15 protein-coding genes are annotated in these 15,610 nt (G+C 51.2%); 8 read left to right on the top strand and 7 right to left on the bottom strand.

Annotation, left to right across the window (positions count from 1 at the left end; genetic code table 11):
* Positions 1-2 precede the first annotated feature (2 nt).
* On the bottom strand, positions 3-2,858 hold the full coding sequence (gene gcvP, locus BM318_RS13800) for an aminomethyl-transferring glycine dehydrogenase (RefSeq protein ID WP_092983259.1): 2,856 nt from the start codon (positions 2,856-2,858) through the stop codon (positions 3-5).
* A gap of 104 nt (positions 2,859-2,962) precedes the next feature.
* Between gcvP and BM318_RS13795 the strand changes: the two genes are divergently transcribed.
* Entirely contained in the window at positions 2,963-3,781 is an 819-nt protein-coding gene (locus BM318_RS13795) for a UbiA prenyltransferase family protein (protein WP_092983257.1), read from the top strand.
* On the opposite strand, the gene BM318_RS13790 is transcribed toward BM318_RS13795, so the two are convergent.
* A complete protein-coding gene (locus BM318_RS13790) occupies positions 3,778-4,014 on the bottom strand; it encodes a hypothetical protein (RefSeq protein WP_245759840.1) in 237 nt (78 codons plus the stop codon). The genes BM318_RS13795 and BM318_RS13790 overlap by 4 nt on opposite strands.
* Positions 4,015-4,016: 2 nt before the next feature.
* Complete coding sequence (locus BM318_RS13785) at positions 4,017-4,574, bottom strand: sigma-70 family RNA polymerase sigma factor (RefSeq protein ID WP_092983255.1); 558 nt, start codon at positions 4,572-4,574, stop codon at positions 4,017-4,019.
* A gap of 93 nt (positions 4,575-4,667) precedes the next feature.
* On the opposite strand from BM318_RS13785, the gene BM318_RS13780 reads away from it, so the two are divergent.
* Positions 4,668-5,057 (top strand): rhodanese-like domain-containing protein, encoded by a 390-nt coding sequence (locus tag BM318_RS13780; protein WP_092983253.1) that lies wholly within the window; start codon positions 4,668-4,670, stop codon positions 5,055-5,057.
* Between the two features lie 7 nt (positions 5,058-5,064).
* On the opposite strand, the gene BM318_RS13775 is transcribed toward BM318_RS13780, so the two are convergent.
* From BM318_RS13775 to purK, 3 genes are read right to left on the bottom strand one after another with little or no spacing between them, the layout of a single operon-like run.
* On the bottom strand, positions 5,065-7,092 hold the full coding sequence (locus BM318_RS13775) for a M3 family metallopeptidase (protein WP_092983251.1): 2,028 nt from the start codon (positions 7,090-7,092) through the stop codon (positions 5,065-5,067).
* Between the two features lie 17 nt (positions 7,093-7,109).
* On the bottom strand, positions 7,110-7,607 hold the full coding sequence (gene purE / locus BM318_RS13770) for a 5-(carboxyamino)imidazole ribonucleotide mutase (protein WP_092983249.1): 498 nt from the start codon (positions 7,605-7,607) through the stop codon (positions 7,110-7,112).
* On the bottom strand, positions 7,607-8,782 hold the full coding sequence (purK, locus tag BM318_RS13765) for a 5-(carboxyamino)imidazole ribonucleotide synthase (protein ID WP_092983247.1): 1,176 nt from the start codon (positions 8,780-8,782) through the stop codon (positions 7,607-7,609). The genes purE and purK overlap by 1 nt, the downstream gene beginning before the upstream one ends.
* A gap of 102 nt (positions 8,783-8,884) precedes the next feature.
* Here purK and BM318_RS13760 point away from each other — a divergent pair, with 102 nt between their 5' ends.
* The 3 genes from BM318_RS13760 to BM318_RS13750 are packed head-to-tail and all read left to right on the top strand — an operon-like array spanning position 8,885 to position 12,353.
* A complete protein-coding gene (locus tag BM318_RS13760) occupies positions 8,885-10,000 on the top strand; it encodes an adenylate kinase (protein WP_092983245.1) in 1,116 nt (371 codons plus the stop codon).
* Between the two features lie 3 nt (positions 10,001-10,003).
* Positions 10,004-11,005 carry a GTPase ObgE gene (obgE, locus tag BM318_RS13755; protein WP_092983244.1) on the top strand — a complete coding sequence of 334 codons (1,002 nt, stop codon included), beginning with the start codon at positions 10,004-10,006 and terminating at the stop codon, positions 11,003-11,005.
* 10 nt (positions 11,006-11,015) lie between these two features.
* Positions 11,016-12,353, top strand: a complete 1,338-nt coding sequence (locus BM318_RS13750) for a UDP-N-acetylmuramate--L-alanine ligase (protein WP_092983242.1) — start codon at positions 11,016-11,018, stop codon at positions 12,351-12,353.
* Between the two features lie 3 nt (positions 12,354-12,356).
* On the opposite strand, the gene BM318_RS13745 is transcribed toward BM318_RS13750, so the two are convergent.
* On the bottom strand, positions 12,357-12,800 hold the full coding sequence (locus BM318_RS13745; RefSeq protein WP_092983240.1) for a DUF1569 domain-containing protein: 444 nt from the start codon (positions 12,798-12,800) through the stop codon (positions 12,357-12,359).
* An 85-nt stretch (positions 12,801-12,885) separates the two neighbouring features.
* On the opposite strand from BM318_RS13745, the gene radC reads away from it, so the two are divergent.
* From radC to BM318_RS13730, 3 genes are read left to right on the top strand one after another with little or no spacing between them, the layout of a single operon-like run.
* Positions 12,886-13,584: a RadC family protein gene (gene radC / locus BM318_RS13740; protein ID WP_317040368.1), complete on the top strand. Its 699-nt coding sequence runs from the start codon at positions 12,886-12,888 to the stop codon at positions 13,582-13,584.
* A 3-nt stretch (positions 13,585-13,587) separates the two neighbouring features.
* Positions 13,588-14,889, top strand: coding sequence for a polysaccharide deacetylase family protein (locus tag BM318_RS13735; RefSeq protein WP_092983238.1), 1,302 nt, complete (start codon positions 13,588-13,590; stop codon positions 14,887-14,889).
* The gene (locus BM318_RS13730) at positions 14,882-15,583 is read left to right on the top strand and encodes a YjjG family noncanonical pyrimidine nucleotidase (protein WP_092983236.1); all 702 of its coding nucleotides are present in this window, start codon (positions 14,882-14,884) and stop codon (positions 15,581-15,583) included. Before BM318_RS13735 ends, BM318_RS13730 begins: the two co-directional genes overlap by 8 nt.
* Positions 15,584-15,610: the final 27 nt, after the last annotated feature.

The raw sequence follows: 15,610 nt of genomic DNA, 5'->3' as shown, positions 1-15,610 counted from the left end.
TACTACTCCGTTTCTTCCAGATAAGCCTCCAGCGGGGTACAGGTACAAATCAGGTTACGATCTCCGTAGGCATCATCGACACGTCGGACACTGGGCCAGAATTTGTTCTCCCGTACATAGGGCAGGGGGAAGGCTGCTTCCTCCCGGGAATACGGCTGCTCCCAGGTATCGGAGACCACCATTTCCATGGTATGGGGTGCATTCTTCAGAATCGGGTTGGGTCCGGCTTCCGTGCTCTCCTCAATCTCCTGACGGATAGCGAGCATGGCATCGCAGAAACGGTCCAGTTCTTCCAGGTTTTCACTCTCCGTTGGCTCGATCATCATGGTTCCCGCAACTGGAAAACTTACAGTTGGGGCATGGAATCCGTAGTCCATCAATCGCTTGGCGATGTCGGTTACTTCCACACCAAGTGCCTTAAATGGCCGGCAATCGATTATCATTTCGTGGGCAGCCCGGCCGCGCTCTCCGGTATATAGGATAGGGTAGGCCTTTTCGAGCCGCGCCTTCATATAATTGGCGTTCAGAATCGCAATTTCAGTAGCTTGAGTAAGCCCTTCGGCTCCCAGCATTCGGATATAGCCGTAGGAGATCAGACAAACCAGGGCACTTCCCCAGGGAGCTCCGGAAATTGCAGGGATTCCCTTGCTTCCCCCCGTTGCAATCCAGGGATTGCCCGGCAGGAATTCTGCCAACTGTTCTGCCACGCAGATGGGTCCTACTCCGGGTCCTCCACCACCGTGTGGAATGGCAAAAGTCTTATGCAGATTCAGGTGGCAAACATCGGCCCCAATGGTGGCAGGGTTGGTCAGGCCAACCTGTGCATTCATATTGGCGCCATCCATATAGACCTGTCCGCCGTGGTCGTGGATAAGTTGGGTAATTTGCTTAATGGCCGATTCAAAAACCCCGTGGGTAGAGGGGTAGGTTACCATGAGCGCCGCCAGATTTTCACTGTTGGCGACTACTTTTTCCTCCAGATCTGCCAGGTCAATATTCCCCTGTTCATCGGTCTTGGTAACCACAACTTTCATTCCAGCCATTACTGCTGAAGCCGGATTGGTTCCGTGTGCAGATGCCGGGATTATACAGATATTGCGGTGACCTTCGCCTCGGGAATCATGATAGGCCCTGATAAGCATCAGTCCTGCATATTCCCCCTGGGCACCGGAATTCGGTTGCAGGGAGGTCGCAGCAAAACCTGTGATCTCGGTCAGGGCATCTTCCAGATGACGCAGCATCTTTTGATATCCGCCTGCCTGCTCTACGGGAACAAAGGGGTGCATGTTGCTCCATTCCGCCATACTCAGCGGCAGCATTTCGCTGGCTGCATTGAGCTTCATGGTACAGGAACCCAGTGATATCATCGAATGATTCAAGGCCAGGTCTTTGCGTTCCAATTGCTTCAGGTAACGCATCATTTCCGTTTCGCTGTGGTAGCGGTTGAATACCTTTTGATCCAAATAGCCCGAGCTACGCTTCAGTCCGTTGGGAATGCGGGCGTCCCCGGCAACCTCAGTGCGGGCCGGAATAGTTTTTCCGGTTGCGGCTGCGAGTATGTTCAGGATCTCATTGACATCCTCAAGGCTGGTGGTTTCGTTTAGCGAAATCAAAACCGTTTGGGGATCCGGATAACAGAAGTTCACCCCATTGCTCTCGGCCGCTGCTCGTACCTTGTTGGCGTCAAGCTCCAGGCAAAGGGTGTCAAAGAATTGGTTGTGTCGCAACGCGATTCCCGCATTTTCAATGCTTTCGGCAAGAGAGGCAGTCAGCAGGTGGATGCGTTGGGCAATCGCACGCAACCCTTTGGGTCCGTGATATACTCCGTAGGCACCGGCCATGACGGCCAGCAGCACCTGGGCAGTACAGATATTCGAAGTTGCCTTATCCCGTTTGATATGTTGCTCCCGGGTTTGCAGGGCCATACGGAGCGCAGGTTTGTCGGAAACATCTTTGCTGAGTCCGATTATCCGTCCAGGGATCTGACGCTTATAATCCTCCCGTGTAGCAAAATAGGCAGCATGTGGGCCGCCATAGCCCATGGGCACCCCAAATCGCTGGGTACTACCAACTACAACATCCACTCCCATTTCACCAGGAGGGGTGAGCAGACACAGGCTCATCAAATCCGCGGCTACCACTACTTTGGCATCCAGGGCGTGGAGGGCCTCCACAAGCCCGGAATAATCCCGGACGGCTCCGTGACTACCCGGATATTGCAGTAAAGCGCCGTAATACGTATTGTCGGGCGTAAAGTCTTCTGCCTTTCCGATAACCAGCTCAATACCCAGGGGTGCTGAGCGTGTTCGCAACAAGGCCAGTGTTTGCGGTAAAACATCATCTGCCACGAAGAACTTCAGGCAATTCGCCTTTTTCTGGTCCCGGCTTCTGAGATCATAAAGCATGGTCATGGCTTCCGCCGCAGCCGTACTTTCGTCCAGGAGGGAAGCATTGGCCAGTTCCATTCCCGTGAGTTCCGTGACCAGGGTCTGATAATTCAGGAGGGCTTCCAACCGGCCCTGGGCAATTTCCGCCTGATAGGGCGTGTAGGCAGTGTACCAGCCCGGGTTCTCCAGGATGTTGCGTTTAATCACCGATGGAGTCACCGTTGGGTGGTACCCCATACCGATGTAATTTTTGAATAATTTATTGGCTCCGGCCAGCTCCTGGATGTGCTGCAGGAATTCGAATTCACTCAGCGCAGGGGAGAGGTCCATTGCCGCCTGGAGGCGTATCCCCTCAGGCACGGTTTCTTCAATGAGTTGATCAAGGCTTTCGGCGCCGATGGAGGTCAGCATGTATTCGAGATCTTCCGATCTGATACCCAGGTGTCTGTAGGCGAATTGAGCAGTGTACATTGTAGGGTGCAATTTTTAGCTATCGAGGCACAAAATTAGGGATAAAATTCTAGGTTTCCATCGCCTTTCATCGAGCTTATTTGCATTTCGTTACATTTGTTTTTATGCGAGCTCTGAACGGGATTTTCCGCTTTTATATTCACGGGAGTTTTCACGTTGCCTTTGCCTTGCTCGCCTTTCTTTTTTACAGCCTGGAACTCACCGGGCAGTCTGTTCCCTCCGCCTATGTATTTACTTTGTTTTTCGGGGCGGTAGCCGGCTACAATGCGATCAAATGGGGGGCAGAACCCTGGAAGCGAAGGCCCAGTTGGCCCGCTCCGGGAAAGATTCTCATGCTAAGCGGTATTTGCGGGGTAATCGCGTTGATCGCAGCCATGGATCTCTCGTTGCAATTCTGGTTATTACTCGGTCTGGGAACGGCCCTGGCTGCGTTGTATGCACTGCCGGTATTTCCGGGCTTTCGAAACCTGAGAAGTTTCGGGGCCATCAAGGTGCTGATTGTAGCCCTGGTTTGGGTTCACCTCACGGTGTGGATACCGTTATGGGAAAGCAAGCCCCTTTTGAATTGGGACCTGCAAATCGAAGCCATCCAACGGTTTTTGTGGGTGCTGTTACTGATGCTTCCGTTTGAGATACGGGATATGAAAGCAGATCCGGCGGAATTGCGAACCTGGCCCAGACGATGGGGTGAAAAAACGACGCAACGGCTCAGTTGGGTGGGAGCACTGCTTCTTTTCCTCCTGACTTTTTGGAAGGATTATTTTACGGGGGCCGAAGTACTCAGCAAAGCTTTGGCAGCAGTGTTGATCGTGATAGCGGTTGGTGCAGCTTACAGGAGGAAAACGGCTTATCTGGCATCGTTTTGGGTGGAAGCCATACCCATCATTTGCCTGGCCGCACTATTAGTATTGCGTTGGATTTAATTTGATCCGGCTTCCTGAAGTCGGGCCTTCATCTTCTTCTTCTCGGCTTCTGGGAGTGCATGGAAGGTAGCCTTGCTGCACAACTCGGTGAGCTTGGTATTTTTGCTGGAAAACCCGGAACAGGCTTTACAGATCATCAAGTGGAAGCTCAGTTGCATCCTCTGGACCCAGGTAGCTTCGTTGTACTGTTTCTTATTGCAAAAATCTGCGGCTTTTTCGCAAGAAATCATCATCGTTATCTAAACCAATTATCATTCAGGCAAGACATCAGCGCGCTTCGCGCCCTGTGCACAATTACCCAGAGATTAGACGGACTAATATCCAATTCTTTACAAATATCTTCGGTTTCCATCCCCAGCATGGTTTTCATTTCAAAAACACGTGCCTGTTTTTCGGGTAAACCGGCGATGCAGTCCTGGATCGCCAGTCCCAATTCCACATTCTCAATGGAGTCGTTTTCCCGAATACTGTCCGGGTCTGCAGCCATGGCCTCCAACCAATCTTCGTCCCGGTCGGCGTTCTCTGAAAAATTCATCCGAACTTCGGCTTTGCCTTTTTTGCTGTTCGCCTTGCGGTACTGATCGATTATTTTGCGTTTCAGGATAGCCGTTAGCCAGGTTCGCTCTGCAGCATTCCCCTTAAATTTGGGAGCAGATTCCAGGCCGGCAATAAAGGTTTCCTGTACCAAATCCTTAGCCAATTCCTCATCGCCCAAGCGGGTAATGGTATAATTGTAAAGGTAATCGGCATAGCGATCAACCCAGGTTTCAGGATGTAAACTGTGAGCGGTCATGGGGACTAATGCAACTCAAAAATACACGATTTTAAGGAATTGCTTTACCTTTATGGGTGCAGCAAATCGCTGCCCATTTTAAGTGAGCATCCTATGAAAAACATTTCCTTCAAATTCCGGACCCTCATTGTTTGTTTTATTGTGCTGCAGGCTTGTGGCGATAGCAAATCCCAGGTACCGGCCGGGGAAATGCCGATTACCCAGTTGGAAGCCACTCAGCTGTCCGAAGGCGCGGTATTATTGGATGTGCGAACGCCAAAAGAGTATGCCGCAGGTCATTTGGAAGGCGCAGTGAATATGGATATATTCTCTGATGATTTTACTACACAACTCCAGGAACTGGACAAGGACGCCACGGTTTACGTCTACTGCAAGAAAGGTGGGCGCAGCGCCCGTGCGGCTGCACTCATGGATTCCCTGGGATACTCCCATGTTATAGACTTAACAGGCGGTTATGACGCCTATAAGGCAGCGCAACAATAGTCTTGTTTCACGAAGCCGCTTCAAGGAGCCCTGCGCGTTTGAGTAAGGCCTCAATCTTGGGCTCGCGACCGCGGAATCGCTTATAGAGTATCATCGGGTCTTCCGTGCCTCCTTTCGAAAGGATGTGTTCGCGTAATTTATCGGCGGTTTCCCTGTTGAAAATACCCGTTTCTTCAAAATAGGCAAAGGCATCAGCATCCAGCACTTCGGCCCACTTATAACTGTAATAGCCCGAGGCATAACCACCCTGGAAAATATGGGAAAAGGAGGTGCTCATACAAGTATCCGGCTGCTCCGGAAATAATCGGGTTCCTGCAAAAGCCTCGGATTCATGGGCCTTAACTGCTGCGATTCCACTTGGGTCAATGCCGTGCCAGGCCATGTCGAGATAACCAAAGCTCAATTGACGCACATTAGCCATTCCCTCCTGGAAATTGGCGCTTTCACGAATCCGCTCCACCATGGTCGTCGGCAGGACTTCCCCGGTCTCGTAATGCCGGGCAAAGCGGGCGAGGGCCTCAGGCTGATAGCACCAGTTTTCCATCAGTTGGCTGGGGAGCTCAACGAAATCCCAGAAAACGGAGGTGCCGGATAAGCCGGGATAGTCGGTATTGGCCAGCATGCCGTGCAGGGCATGGCCAAATTCGTGAAACAAGGTGGTAACCTCATTAAAGGTAAGCAAGGCCGGGGCCTTCTTGGTCGGGCGGGAAAAGTTGCAAACAATACTTATATGCGGCCGCTCCTTTTGCTTCTTGTATTGCGGTTTATAAGAGGTCATCCAGGCACCCCCGCGCTTGCCGGGACGGGGATGGAAATCGGCATAGAAAAGCGCTACGGGCAGGCCACCTGTTGCAGATACCACATGAAACGCCCGTACCTCTTCATGGTACGTCTCCAGGGTATCATCTTCCCGGAATTCCAGATCAAACAGGGTTCCTGCGATATCGAAAACACCTTGTAAAACCCGTTCCAGTTCAAAATAGGGCTTGAGGATTTCGTCGTCTAACGCAAATTTTTCCTGGCGTAATTTTTCAGAGTAAAAGGCGCGGTCCCACGATTGAAGCGACTCGAGATTATCTCGTTTTTTGGCAAAATTGGTCAGTTCTTCGAGTTCGCGACGAGCAGCCGGAAGCGAACGCTCAAGGAGTTCATCCAGGAAATCCCGGACTGCCTTGGGGGAGGTGGCCATGCGCTGCTCGAGCACAAAATCGGCATGGGTGGCATATCCCAGGAGTTTTGCCCGCTCAAAGCGCAGCCGGGCGATGTCCAGAACGGTCTGCTGGTTGTCGAGGGAATCTCCCTGAAAACCTTTTCGACCAAAAGCCTGTGCAATTTCCCGGCGCAATTCCCGATCTTCAGCATACTTCATTACCGGTAGATACGAGGGGTAATGCAGGGTAAAGACCCAGCCTTCCATACCCAGGGACTGCGCGAGGTCTGCTGCTGTTTCCCGGGCAGATTCAGGAATGCCTTCTAAGCGCTCTTCCTCGGTTATATTCAGGTTGTAGCGGTTGGTCTCTTCCAATACCCGTTCTCCAAATTGCAACTTCAGGGTGGCCAGCTGGGCATCGATCTCCCGCAACTTGTTTTTATCTTCAGGTCCCAATAGCGCCCCGTTGCGTCGGAAATGCTGGAATTTGCGCTCCAGTAAGGTTTGTTCCTCGGGATTGAGCCCGAGTTGTTCCCGCTCGGAATAGACGGTGTTTACGCGTTCAAATAAATCCGAATTCAGGGTAATATCGTTGGCAAAGGCAGTGAGTTTAGGGGAAATTTCCTGGGCTAGCGCCTGGATTTCCGGATTGGTTTCTGCCGAATTCAGATTAAAGAAGATGCTGCTGATTCGATCCAGGTGGAGACCGGCAAAATCCAGTGCCGCTATGGTATTTTCAAAACTGGCTGGCTGTGGATTCTCCACAATGGCATTGATTTCTTCCCGTGCTTGTCCGAGAGCCGCTTCAAAAGCCGGTTGAAAATGTTCGATTTTTATTTGGGAAAAAGGTGCCTGGTCAAAGGGCTTCAATAAGGGGTTGTCCATAGGTGGATTGGGCGTACTTATCCGTTAAACTTCTTTCTTACCTCGGTAGAACCATTTTCTACCTTGTTCTTCAACGCTTGTTTGTATTCGGCTATGCGATGGCGCAGGTCGGCATCGGCTGCACCCAAAATCTGGGCAGCCAGGATACCAGCATTTTTTGCCCCGTCGAGGGCCACCGTAGCTACCGGGACTCCCCCGGGCATTTGCAAAATAGAGAGGACGGAATCCCATCCATCTATCGAATTACTGCTTTTTACAGGAACACCGATTACAGGCAGCGGGCTGTAGGCGGCCAGCATCCCCGGGAGGTGGGCTGCACCACCGGCTCCGGCAATGATCACGTCAAAGCCCTGCTCATGTGCCGTTTGCCCGAACTCCGCCAGTTTTTCCGGCGTGCGGTGTGCCGATACAATATCCACGAAGCAGGGTACGTCCAATTCCCTGAGGACATCTATGGCCTGTTGCATCACTGGCAGATCGCTCGTACTTCCCATTACAATAGCTACTTTTCGCATCACTTGTTCGATTTAGCGTGAACGCGGATGACTGACTTAACCCGGGCGGCTGTTGCCCGGGCTTCCTCCAGGGAGGCATCCGCTATAGTTACATGGCCCATCTTCCGAAAGGGCCGTGTTTTTCTTTTACCGTATATGTGCGGGCTAACACCCGGCATGGCCAGGATTTCGTCCAGCCCTTCGTAGCGCACATCCCCCGTATGCCCCTCGGCACCCACCAGGTTTACCATTACCGCGGGTACCTTACTGTCCGTTCTTCCCAGAGGCAGGCCAAGAATGGCCCGAAGGTGTTGCTCAAACTGATCCGTATAACTTCCTTCTATGCTGTAGTGTCCGCTATTGTGAGGGCGAGGAGCTGATTCATTGACCAGGATTTCTCCTGATTCGGTCAGGAACATTTCCACCGCAAGCAGGCCAACGATACCAAGGCCTTGCGATACCTTAAGCGCAATATCCTGAGCTTTCTGCGATAATTCTTCAGGTATTCTCGCCGGGCAGAGGACATATTCTACCTGGTTGGCCTCGGGATGGAATTCCATTTCGACCACCGGATAGGTTTTGACTTCCCCCTGCACATTGCGCGATACGATTACCGCGAGTTCGTGAGTAAAGGGAATCAGCGATTCGGCAATGCACTCTACGTTGGGAAGGCCTTCCAGATCGGCAGCCTCCCGTACAATTTTTACGCCTTGCCCATCATAACCAAAGCGGGCACTTTTCCACACAAAGGGAAAGGCCAGCCCCCCATTGGCCAGGCTGTCCTCAATTTCACTGGTATAGGCAAAGCGCGAGAAGGGCGCTGTCGGGATATTATTGTCGGTATAAAAGAGTTTTTGCTGGGCCTTATTCTGGATAATTCGGAGCGCCTTGGGCTGGGGAAAGACTTCGACTCCCTTGTTCTGCAGGTCCTCCAGGGCTTCAACATTGACGTTTTCGATTTCAATGGTAAGCAAGTCCGCGTCTTTGCCAAAAGCCATGACCGCGTCGTAATCCATCAGGTCCCCGATAACGAATTCATTACAGGCCAGGCGGGAAGGGGCTTCCGGCGAGGCGTCCATGACCTTGGTTCGCAAATCCCATTGACGGGTTTGATAGAGCATCATCTTTCCCAATTGTCCTCCCCCTAAAATAGCGAGGCAGAAGTCTGAAGAAAAGAGGTCCCGGGATTCGGACATAGCAGCGTGTTTGGTTTGCACAAAAATAAGACGAAATCTCCTAAAGCACAGGGCGCAGCGAAAAAAGAGTCGGCAAAACACTATATTCGCAGACTGGACGCAATGCAAGATTCTATCCGCATATTCGACAAGCAATTCAAGGCCTATATCTCCGAGGCAGAAATACTCGCGGCCGTGCGTAAAATGGCCGATGATATCGCTCGGGAGTACCGGGACCAGACCCCTGTTTTTGTAGGGGTACTCAACGGGGCCTACATGTTCGTTTCGGATTTTATGAAGTGCTATCCCTATCCCTGCGAGCTGACCTTTGTAAAGCTCAGTTCGTATCGGGGGCTCACCTCCACCGGGATCGTTGAGACCTTATTGGATTTACCCGAGGAGGTCGAAGGGCGGCATGTGATCATTCTCGAAGATATTATCGATACCGGACGTACCCTGCAGGAACTGGTTCATATGTTTTCCAACCGCAACGTAAAGGATTTTAAGATAGCCTCGCTCTTTTATAAGTCCGACAGCTATAATGGGGAATATCCCATAGATTATTTCGGGATGGAGATTCCCGATAAATTTATCGTGGGTTATGGACTGGACTATCGCGAACAGGGAAGGAATCTGCGCGACATTTACCAATTAAACGAAGAAGACATGACCAACTTAGTCTTGTTTGGGAAGCCTGGAGCTGGAAAAGGTACCCAGGCGGCATTTCTCAAGGAGCATTACAACCTCAAGCACATCTCCACCGGAGATGTTTTTCGCTACAACATATCCCAGGGTACTGACCTGGGGACATTAGCCAAATCCTATATCGATAAGGGCGAGCTGGTACCCGATTCTGTAACGATTAAAATGTTGCAGGAGGAAGTGGAAAAGAACCCGGAGGCTTCCGGATTCATCTTTGATGGTTTTCCCAGAACCGTTGCCCAGGCCGAGGCACTCGATGCCTTTCTCGATTCCAAGGATATGAAAATCGATGCGACCATTGCCCTTGAGGCCGACGACCAGGAGCTGATCAAAAGGTTGTTGCAACGTGGTAAGGATAGTGGCCGTTCCGACGATCAGGACGAATCCAAAATCCGCAACCGCTTCGAAGAATACAATGCCAAAACGGCTCCTTTAAAAGATTACTACTCCGCTCAGGGTAAATTTCACAGTGTTAACGGGATTGGAGAAATCGCCGAAATTACCCGAAGGCTGCAGCAGGTTATTGAGAACTTGTAATCCATGACCGAAGGCAACTTTGTCGACTATGTTAAGGTCCACCTGCGATCCGGAGATGGCGGACGGGGATCTACGCATTTACGGCGTGAAAAATACGTTGCCAAGGGTGGGCCTGATGGGGGAGATGGTGGCCGCGGTGGCCATGTTATCCTCAAAGGCAATAAAAACCTGTGGACCCTGCTCAGCTTTAAATTCAAGAGGCACTACAAGGCCGGTAATGGCGAGAATGGGGGAAAGCAGCGAAGCACCGGTGCCGATGGGGACGATGTGATCCTGGAAGTTCCCTTGGGAACTACCGTTAAGCGAACCGATACCGGGGAAACACTTCTGGAAATCACGGAAGATGGGCAGGAGGAAATCGTAGCCCGGGGCGGATTAGGAGGTCGTGGGAACTGGCATTTTAAAAGTGCCACGAATCAGACCCCCCGTTATGCCCAACCGGGATTGGAAGGGGAAGACCAGGATCTTACCCTGGAGCTAAAAGTACTGGCAGATGTTGGCCTGGTAGGCTTTCCCAATGCAGGTAAATCCACCTTGCTTTCTGTAATGACTTCGGCCAAACCTAAGATTGCGGACTATGAGTTCACCACCCTGAAACCCAACCTGGGCATTGTACAGTACCGGGATTACCGTAGTTTCGTAATGGCCGACATCCCCGGAATTATTGAAGGAGCTTCCGAAGGCCGCGGCCTGGGTCATTATTTCCTCAGACACATTGAGCGCAACGCGACCCTGCTTTTCATTGTGCCAGCCGATAGCAAGGATATCGCGAAGGAATATGGAATTTTACTCAGGGAATTGGAACGCTATAACCCCGAAATGCTCGACAAGCGACGCCTTCTGGCCATTTCCAAATGCGATATGCTCGATGAGGAACTACTTGCGGAGTTAAAAGCAGAATTGGACGAAACCCTTCCCGGAGTCGAATGCATGTTTATTTCCTCCGTAGCCGGTAAAGGACTTAGCGAGCTCAAAGACCGACTCTGGACGCTTTTGAATACCTAAACAACTAGTAATGCGAATCCACTTTATTGCCATAGGAGGAAGCGCCATGCATAACCTGGCCCTGGCCCTGCACGATTCCGGCAATGATATTACAGGTAGTGACGACGTAATCTTTGAACCTTCCCGGGGAAGGCTGGCTCGTGCGGGATTGCTTCCCGAAACCATGGGATGGAACCCCGATCGCATTCATGAGGACCTGGATGTGGTGATTCTGGGCATGCATGCCAAAGCAGATAATCCTGAACTGGCCCGTGCTCGTGAGCTGGGGTTGAAGATTTATTCTTACCCAGAATTCCTCTTTGAGCATTCCCGGGAAAAGACCCGGGTGGTGATCGCTGGAAGCCATGGAAAAACAACGATTACCTCTATGATTCTCCATGTGATGAACTATTGGGACAAGCCTGCAGATTATATGGTCGGCGCCCAGCTCGAGGGATTTGACCGTATGGTTCACCTTACCGAGGAGAATGAATTTATTATCCTGGAGGGGGACGAATACCTCTCCTCAGCCCTGGATCCCCGGCCAAAGTTTCATGCCTACAAGCCCAATATTGCCTTGCTTTCCGGGATCGCCTGGGACCACATCAACGTTTTTCCAACTTTTGAGAATTACAGCGATCAATTCCGGATTTTTCTCGAGTCTATTGTTCCAGGAGGGAGTATAACCTACAATTCTGAAGATGCTGAGGTCCGCAGGCTTCTGGATGCGCTGCAGGCACCGATTCGCAAATTTCCGTATGAAACTCCAGCTTATGAGGTTCAGCAGGGAACGACCTATTTGGATACTCCGGAAGGCCAGCTTCCGCTTCAGGTATTCGGGAAGCACAATTTGAATAACCTGGCAGGGGCACGCTGGATCTGCCAGCAATTGGGTGTGGATGAGGCGGACTTTTACGAAGCCATGGCCACGTTTAGTGGTGCTGCCAAACGCCTGGAAACCCTGAAGGATACCCCGGAACATAAAGTCTTCAAGGATTTTGCGCATTCCCCTTCCAAAGTGCAGGCGACTACCCGGGCCGTGCGGGAACAGTTTCCCGGGCTTCCCTTTACGGCCTGCCTTGAACTCCATACCTACAGCAGCCTGAATTCCGAGTTTTTAAAGGAATATGCCGGGAGTCTGGAGGCGGCGGATAATGCCCTGGTGTTCTATATTCCCGAATCACTGGAAATTAAGGGTCTGGAGCCAATTGACCCCGAAGTCATCCGCAAGGCTTTCGAGCGGGACGACCTTCAGGTCTTCACACAGACCAAAGCATTGGAACAGGCCTTGAATGCCCTGGGCCAACAAGGTGTTCTCCTGCTTATGAGTAGCGGGAATTACGGCGGGTTGGATCTGGGAGCCATCTAAGGTTCAGACCCCGAATTGCCGGAGGTGGTGATCCAGATGTTTGTACTGCATTTGCCCCCACTGCTGCCGGGTAAAAGTCCCAAACATCGGATGCGGATTCCAGTTTTCGCGAGTCTTCAATTCATTGAATTCTGTCACAAGTTTCCGCAAAGGGGGAAATTCCTGGGCAAAATCTTTGGGCTCGGTGGCTTTTAATTTTGGGGCAGTGGGCAGGTTTTTCCTCCAGGGTTTATCACTGTACAAACTCCTTTTGAAAAGCCATCGCAGCAAACGATTTCCTTTCTCGCTGGTAGCTCTGTTTTCAATGGCCAATTTTAGCGGGAACTGACAGTGCCAGGCCATTTGCCCAACGGTCATTTTGCCCCACTCGCCCTGACTTTCCGGGCTCAATTGGTCGAGCCGGTTAAGGATTTCCTCACAGGCCGCGTCGTCGAAGAGTGATTTCATTTGCGCTGTTGTTTCTCTAAAATTACGCATTTTTTGATCCATGCTGCTTCGCATTTGCGCCCACCCGATTTAATTGGACCTCCTATTGATAGTTGAGAAGGAGACATACAGGATTCGGGAAAGGGCGACCCGGGATCGGCCCAGGGAACGTCTGCTGCGACTAGGCCCCGCAGTCCTTACGGACGTCGAACTCCTGGCTATCCTATTGGGATCAGGAACTTCGGGGGAGTCTTCCCTGGACCTGGCTGGCCGGATTATTCAGGGAGGTAGGATTTCGTTTAAGGGACTCAGGGAGTTGTCCCTGGAGCGGTTACAGCAATTCAAAGGAATTGGACCAGCTAAGGCAGTAATTCTTTCCGCTGCGCTCGAAATCGGCAGGCGGCTTCAGGAGGACCCGGGTGGAAAGCAGGTACGCATCCGTCAGAGTCGGGATGCTTTTTTGCTTCTCAAATCCCGGATCGGACATTTGGAGCACGAGGAATTCTGGGTAATCTGCCTGAATAGCGCGAACAAGGTGCTGTGCACCCATCAACTCAGTAAAGGAGGTATAACGGGAACCCTGGTCGATGTCCGGCTCATCCTCAAAAAAGCCCTTGAACTACAGGCGGTAGCTTTGGTCCTGGCTCACAACCACCCTTCAGGAAACCTGAAACCAAGTCGGGCCGACCAGCAGATTACCCGCAAGGTTAAACGGGCGGCAAATCTTATGGATATACGGGTTTTGGATCATTTGATACTCAATGGGGAAGAATATTATAGCTTTGCAGATGAACAACTGCTTTGATTCTTGGAACAGCTCCTGATTTACACACATAAAGTCAGTCCGCGGCTTACCTATATTACCCGTCAGGTTTTTACCCGGATCCTGGGGATAGACATACGCCTGAGTACCACCGTAGAAGACTTTATTGCACACAAAGGCCCCAAACTAACGTATAGCAGGCAACCGTTGCAGAACGAATTTTTTATAAGGAGCCAGGAGTTGTTGTTTGAACAAGGCCTTGGGGAGGTCGAGATTCAAATGGGGACCTGGGACGATTTACCTTGTTTTTTCAAAGCGGGGGAGCGCAGTACCCTGCCCTTCGATATATTGGCAGCATCCTTTTACCTGATCAGTCGATATGAAGAATACCTGCCCCATGTCAAGGATAAACACGGCCGTTTTCCCCCGCGGGAAAGCCTGGCCTATCAGGAAAACTTCCTGCATTTACCCCTGATCGATCTCTGGGCCTATAAATTGAGGGATGCCCTTCTGGAACGATTTCCACAGATGCACTACCGGGAGCGCGCCTATCGGTTCAGACCCATAATCGATGTGACCACTTCCCACTGTTTTGCACGGCGGGGCCTGGCAAGAAGTATTGGCGGGATGATGTACGACCTTTCCAAATTCCGGATCAGACGCCTTTTTCAGCGAATCCGTGTCTGGTTTAACCCATCTGCCGACCCCTACGACAACTTTGACCAATTAATTGCCTTGCACAAGAAGTACCCGGTCAAGGCCATGTTCTTTTTCCAGTTTGCGGCGTATTCCACTTACGATAAAAATGTAAGTCCGAACAATAACAAGTTCCGCCACCTGATAAAATCTGTGGCGGATTACTCCATTGTTTCCCTGGCGATATCTTATACGGCTTCAAGGGATGCCGTGGTCATGCGGAAGGAAAAAACCAGGCTTTCGGAGGTGTTGAATCGCCCGGTGAAGTATTCTAGGATCCGCTACAACCGGGTTTTGGTACCCCATACCTATCGGGATTTGGCAGAAGCGGAGTTTGCCGAGGATTACACCATGGGGTATACCCACCTGATAGGCTTTCGGGCAAGTACGAGCATTGCCTTCCCCTTCTATGATATTTCACTGGAAAGCCAACAGCCGATTCGCATATTTCCCTTTGCTTTCCAGGACTATGCCCTGCTGAGGTACCCCAGCCGGGAGGAGATGATGGAGGCCATTGGAGGCGTTTATCAATCGGTCAAAAAGGTAAATGGTGACATGACATTCATTTTTTCGAATGAATTATTGGGGGGTCACGAAACGGAAAACTGGCTGGAATTATACGAATCTATACTCAGAACCTACTATGCTTAAACCGGGCGTTACCGATGTGTTTTTTGATCTGGATCACACCTTGTGGGATTTTGAAAAGAATTCGGCCCTTACCTATGCCTCCCTGTTCGAAGACTACCAGGTAGACGTTAACCTGGACGACTTCCTCAAGGTTTATGTCCCGCTGAACCGTCAATACTGGAAGCTATTCCGCAATGGGAAAATTGGAAAGCAGGCCTTGCGCTTTCGAAGGCTAAGGGATGCCTTTGACGGCATTGGGTATCGGGTATCGGATCGCCGGATTACCTTGTTTTCCCAGGTTTACATTGAACGTCTCAGCAACCACACCCATTTGATGCCCGGCGCACAGGACATCCTGGATTACCTGGCTCCCCGTTACCGGTTGCATATCATTACCAATGGATTTGAGGAAGTACAACATCGCAAGCTCTCCAATTCGGGAATTTCTGAATATTTCGCTGTGGTCATGAGTTCGGAAGCCGCGGGGGTCAAGAAGCCGCATCCCAAAATTTTTAATACCGCCCTTGAGCGCGCCAACGTTCCCCCCGAGCAATCCTTGATGATCGGTGATAGCCTGGAAGCAGACATACAGGGCGCCCTGAAGGCTGGACTTCAAACCCTGTTCTATATGCCACCCGGGGAGGAGATTTCCGATTTTGAGGATTATCAGGGGCCTGTGCTGGGTCATCTTCACGAAATAAAACAGTATTTGTAGAGTTATTAGTAGGGAATACAGGCTTTG

This window comes from Robiginitalea myxolifaciens, assembly GCF_900115205.1.
Taxonomy (GTDB): Bacteria; Bacteroidota; Bacteroidia; order Flavobacteriales; family Flavobacteriaceae; genus Robiginitalea; species Robiginitalea myxolifaciens.
The sequence above is the reverse complement of the archived record's forward strand: the minus strand, read 5'-3'. Positions and strand labels throughout refer to the sequence as shown.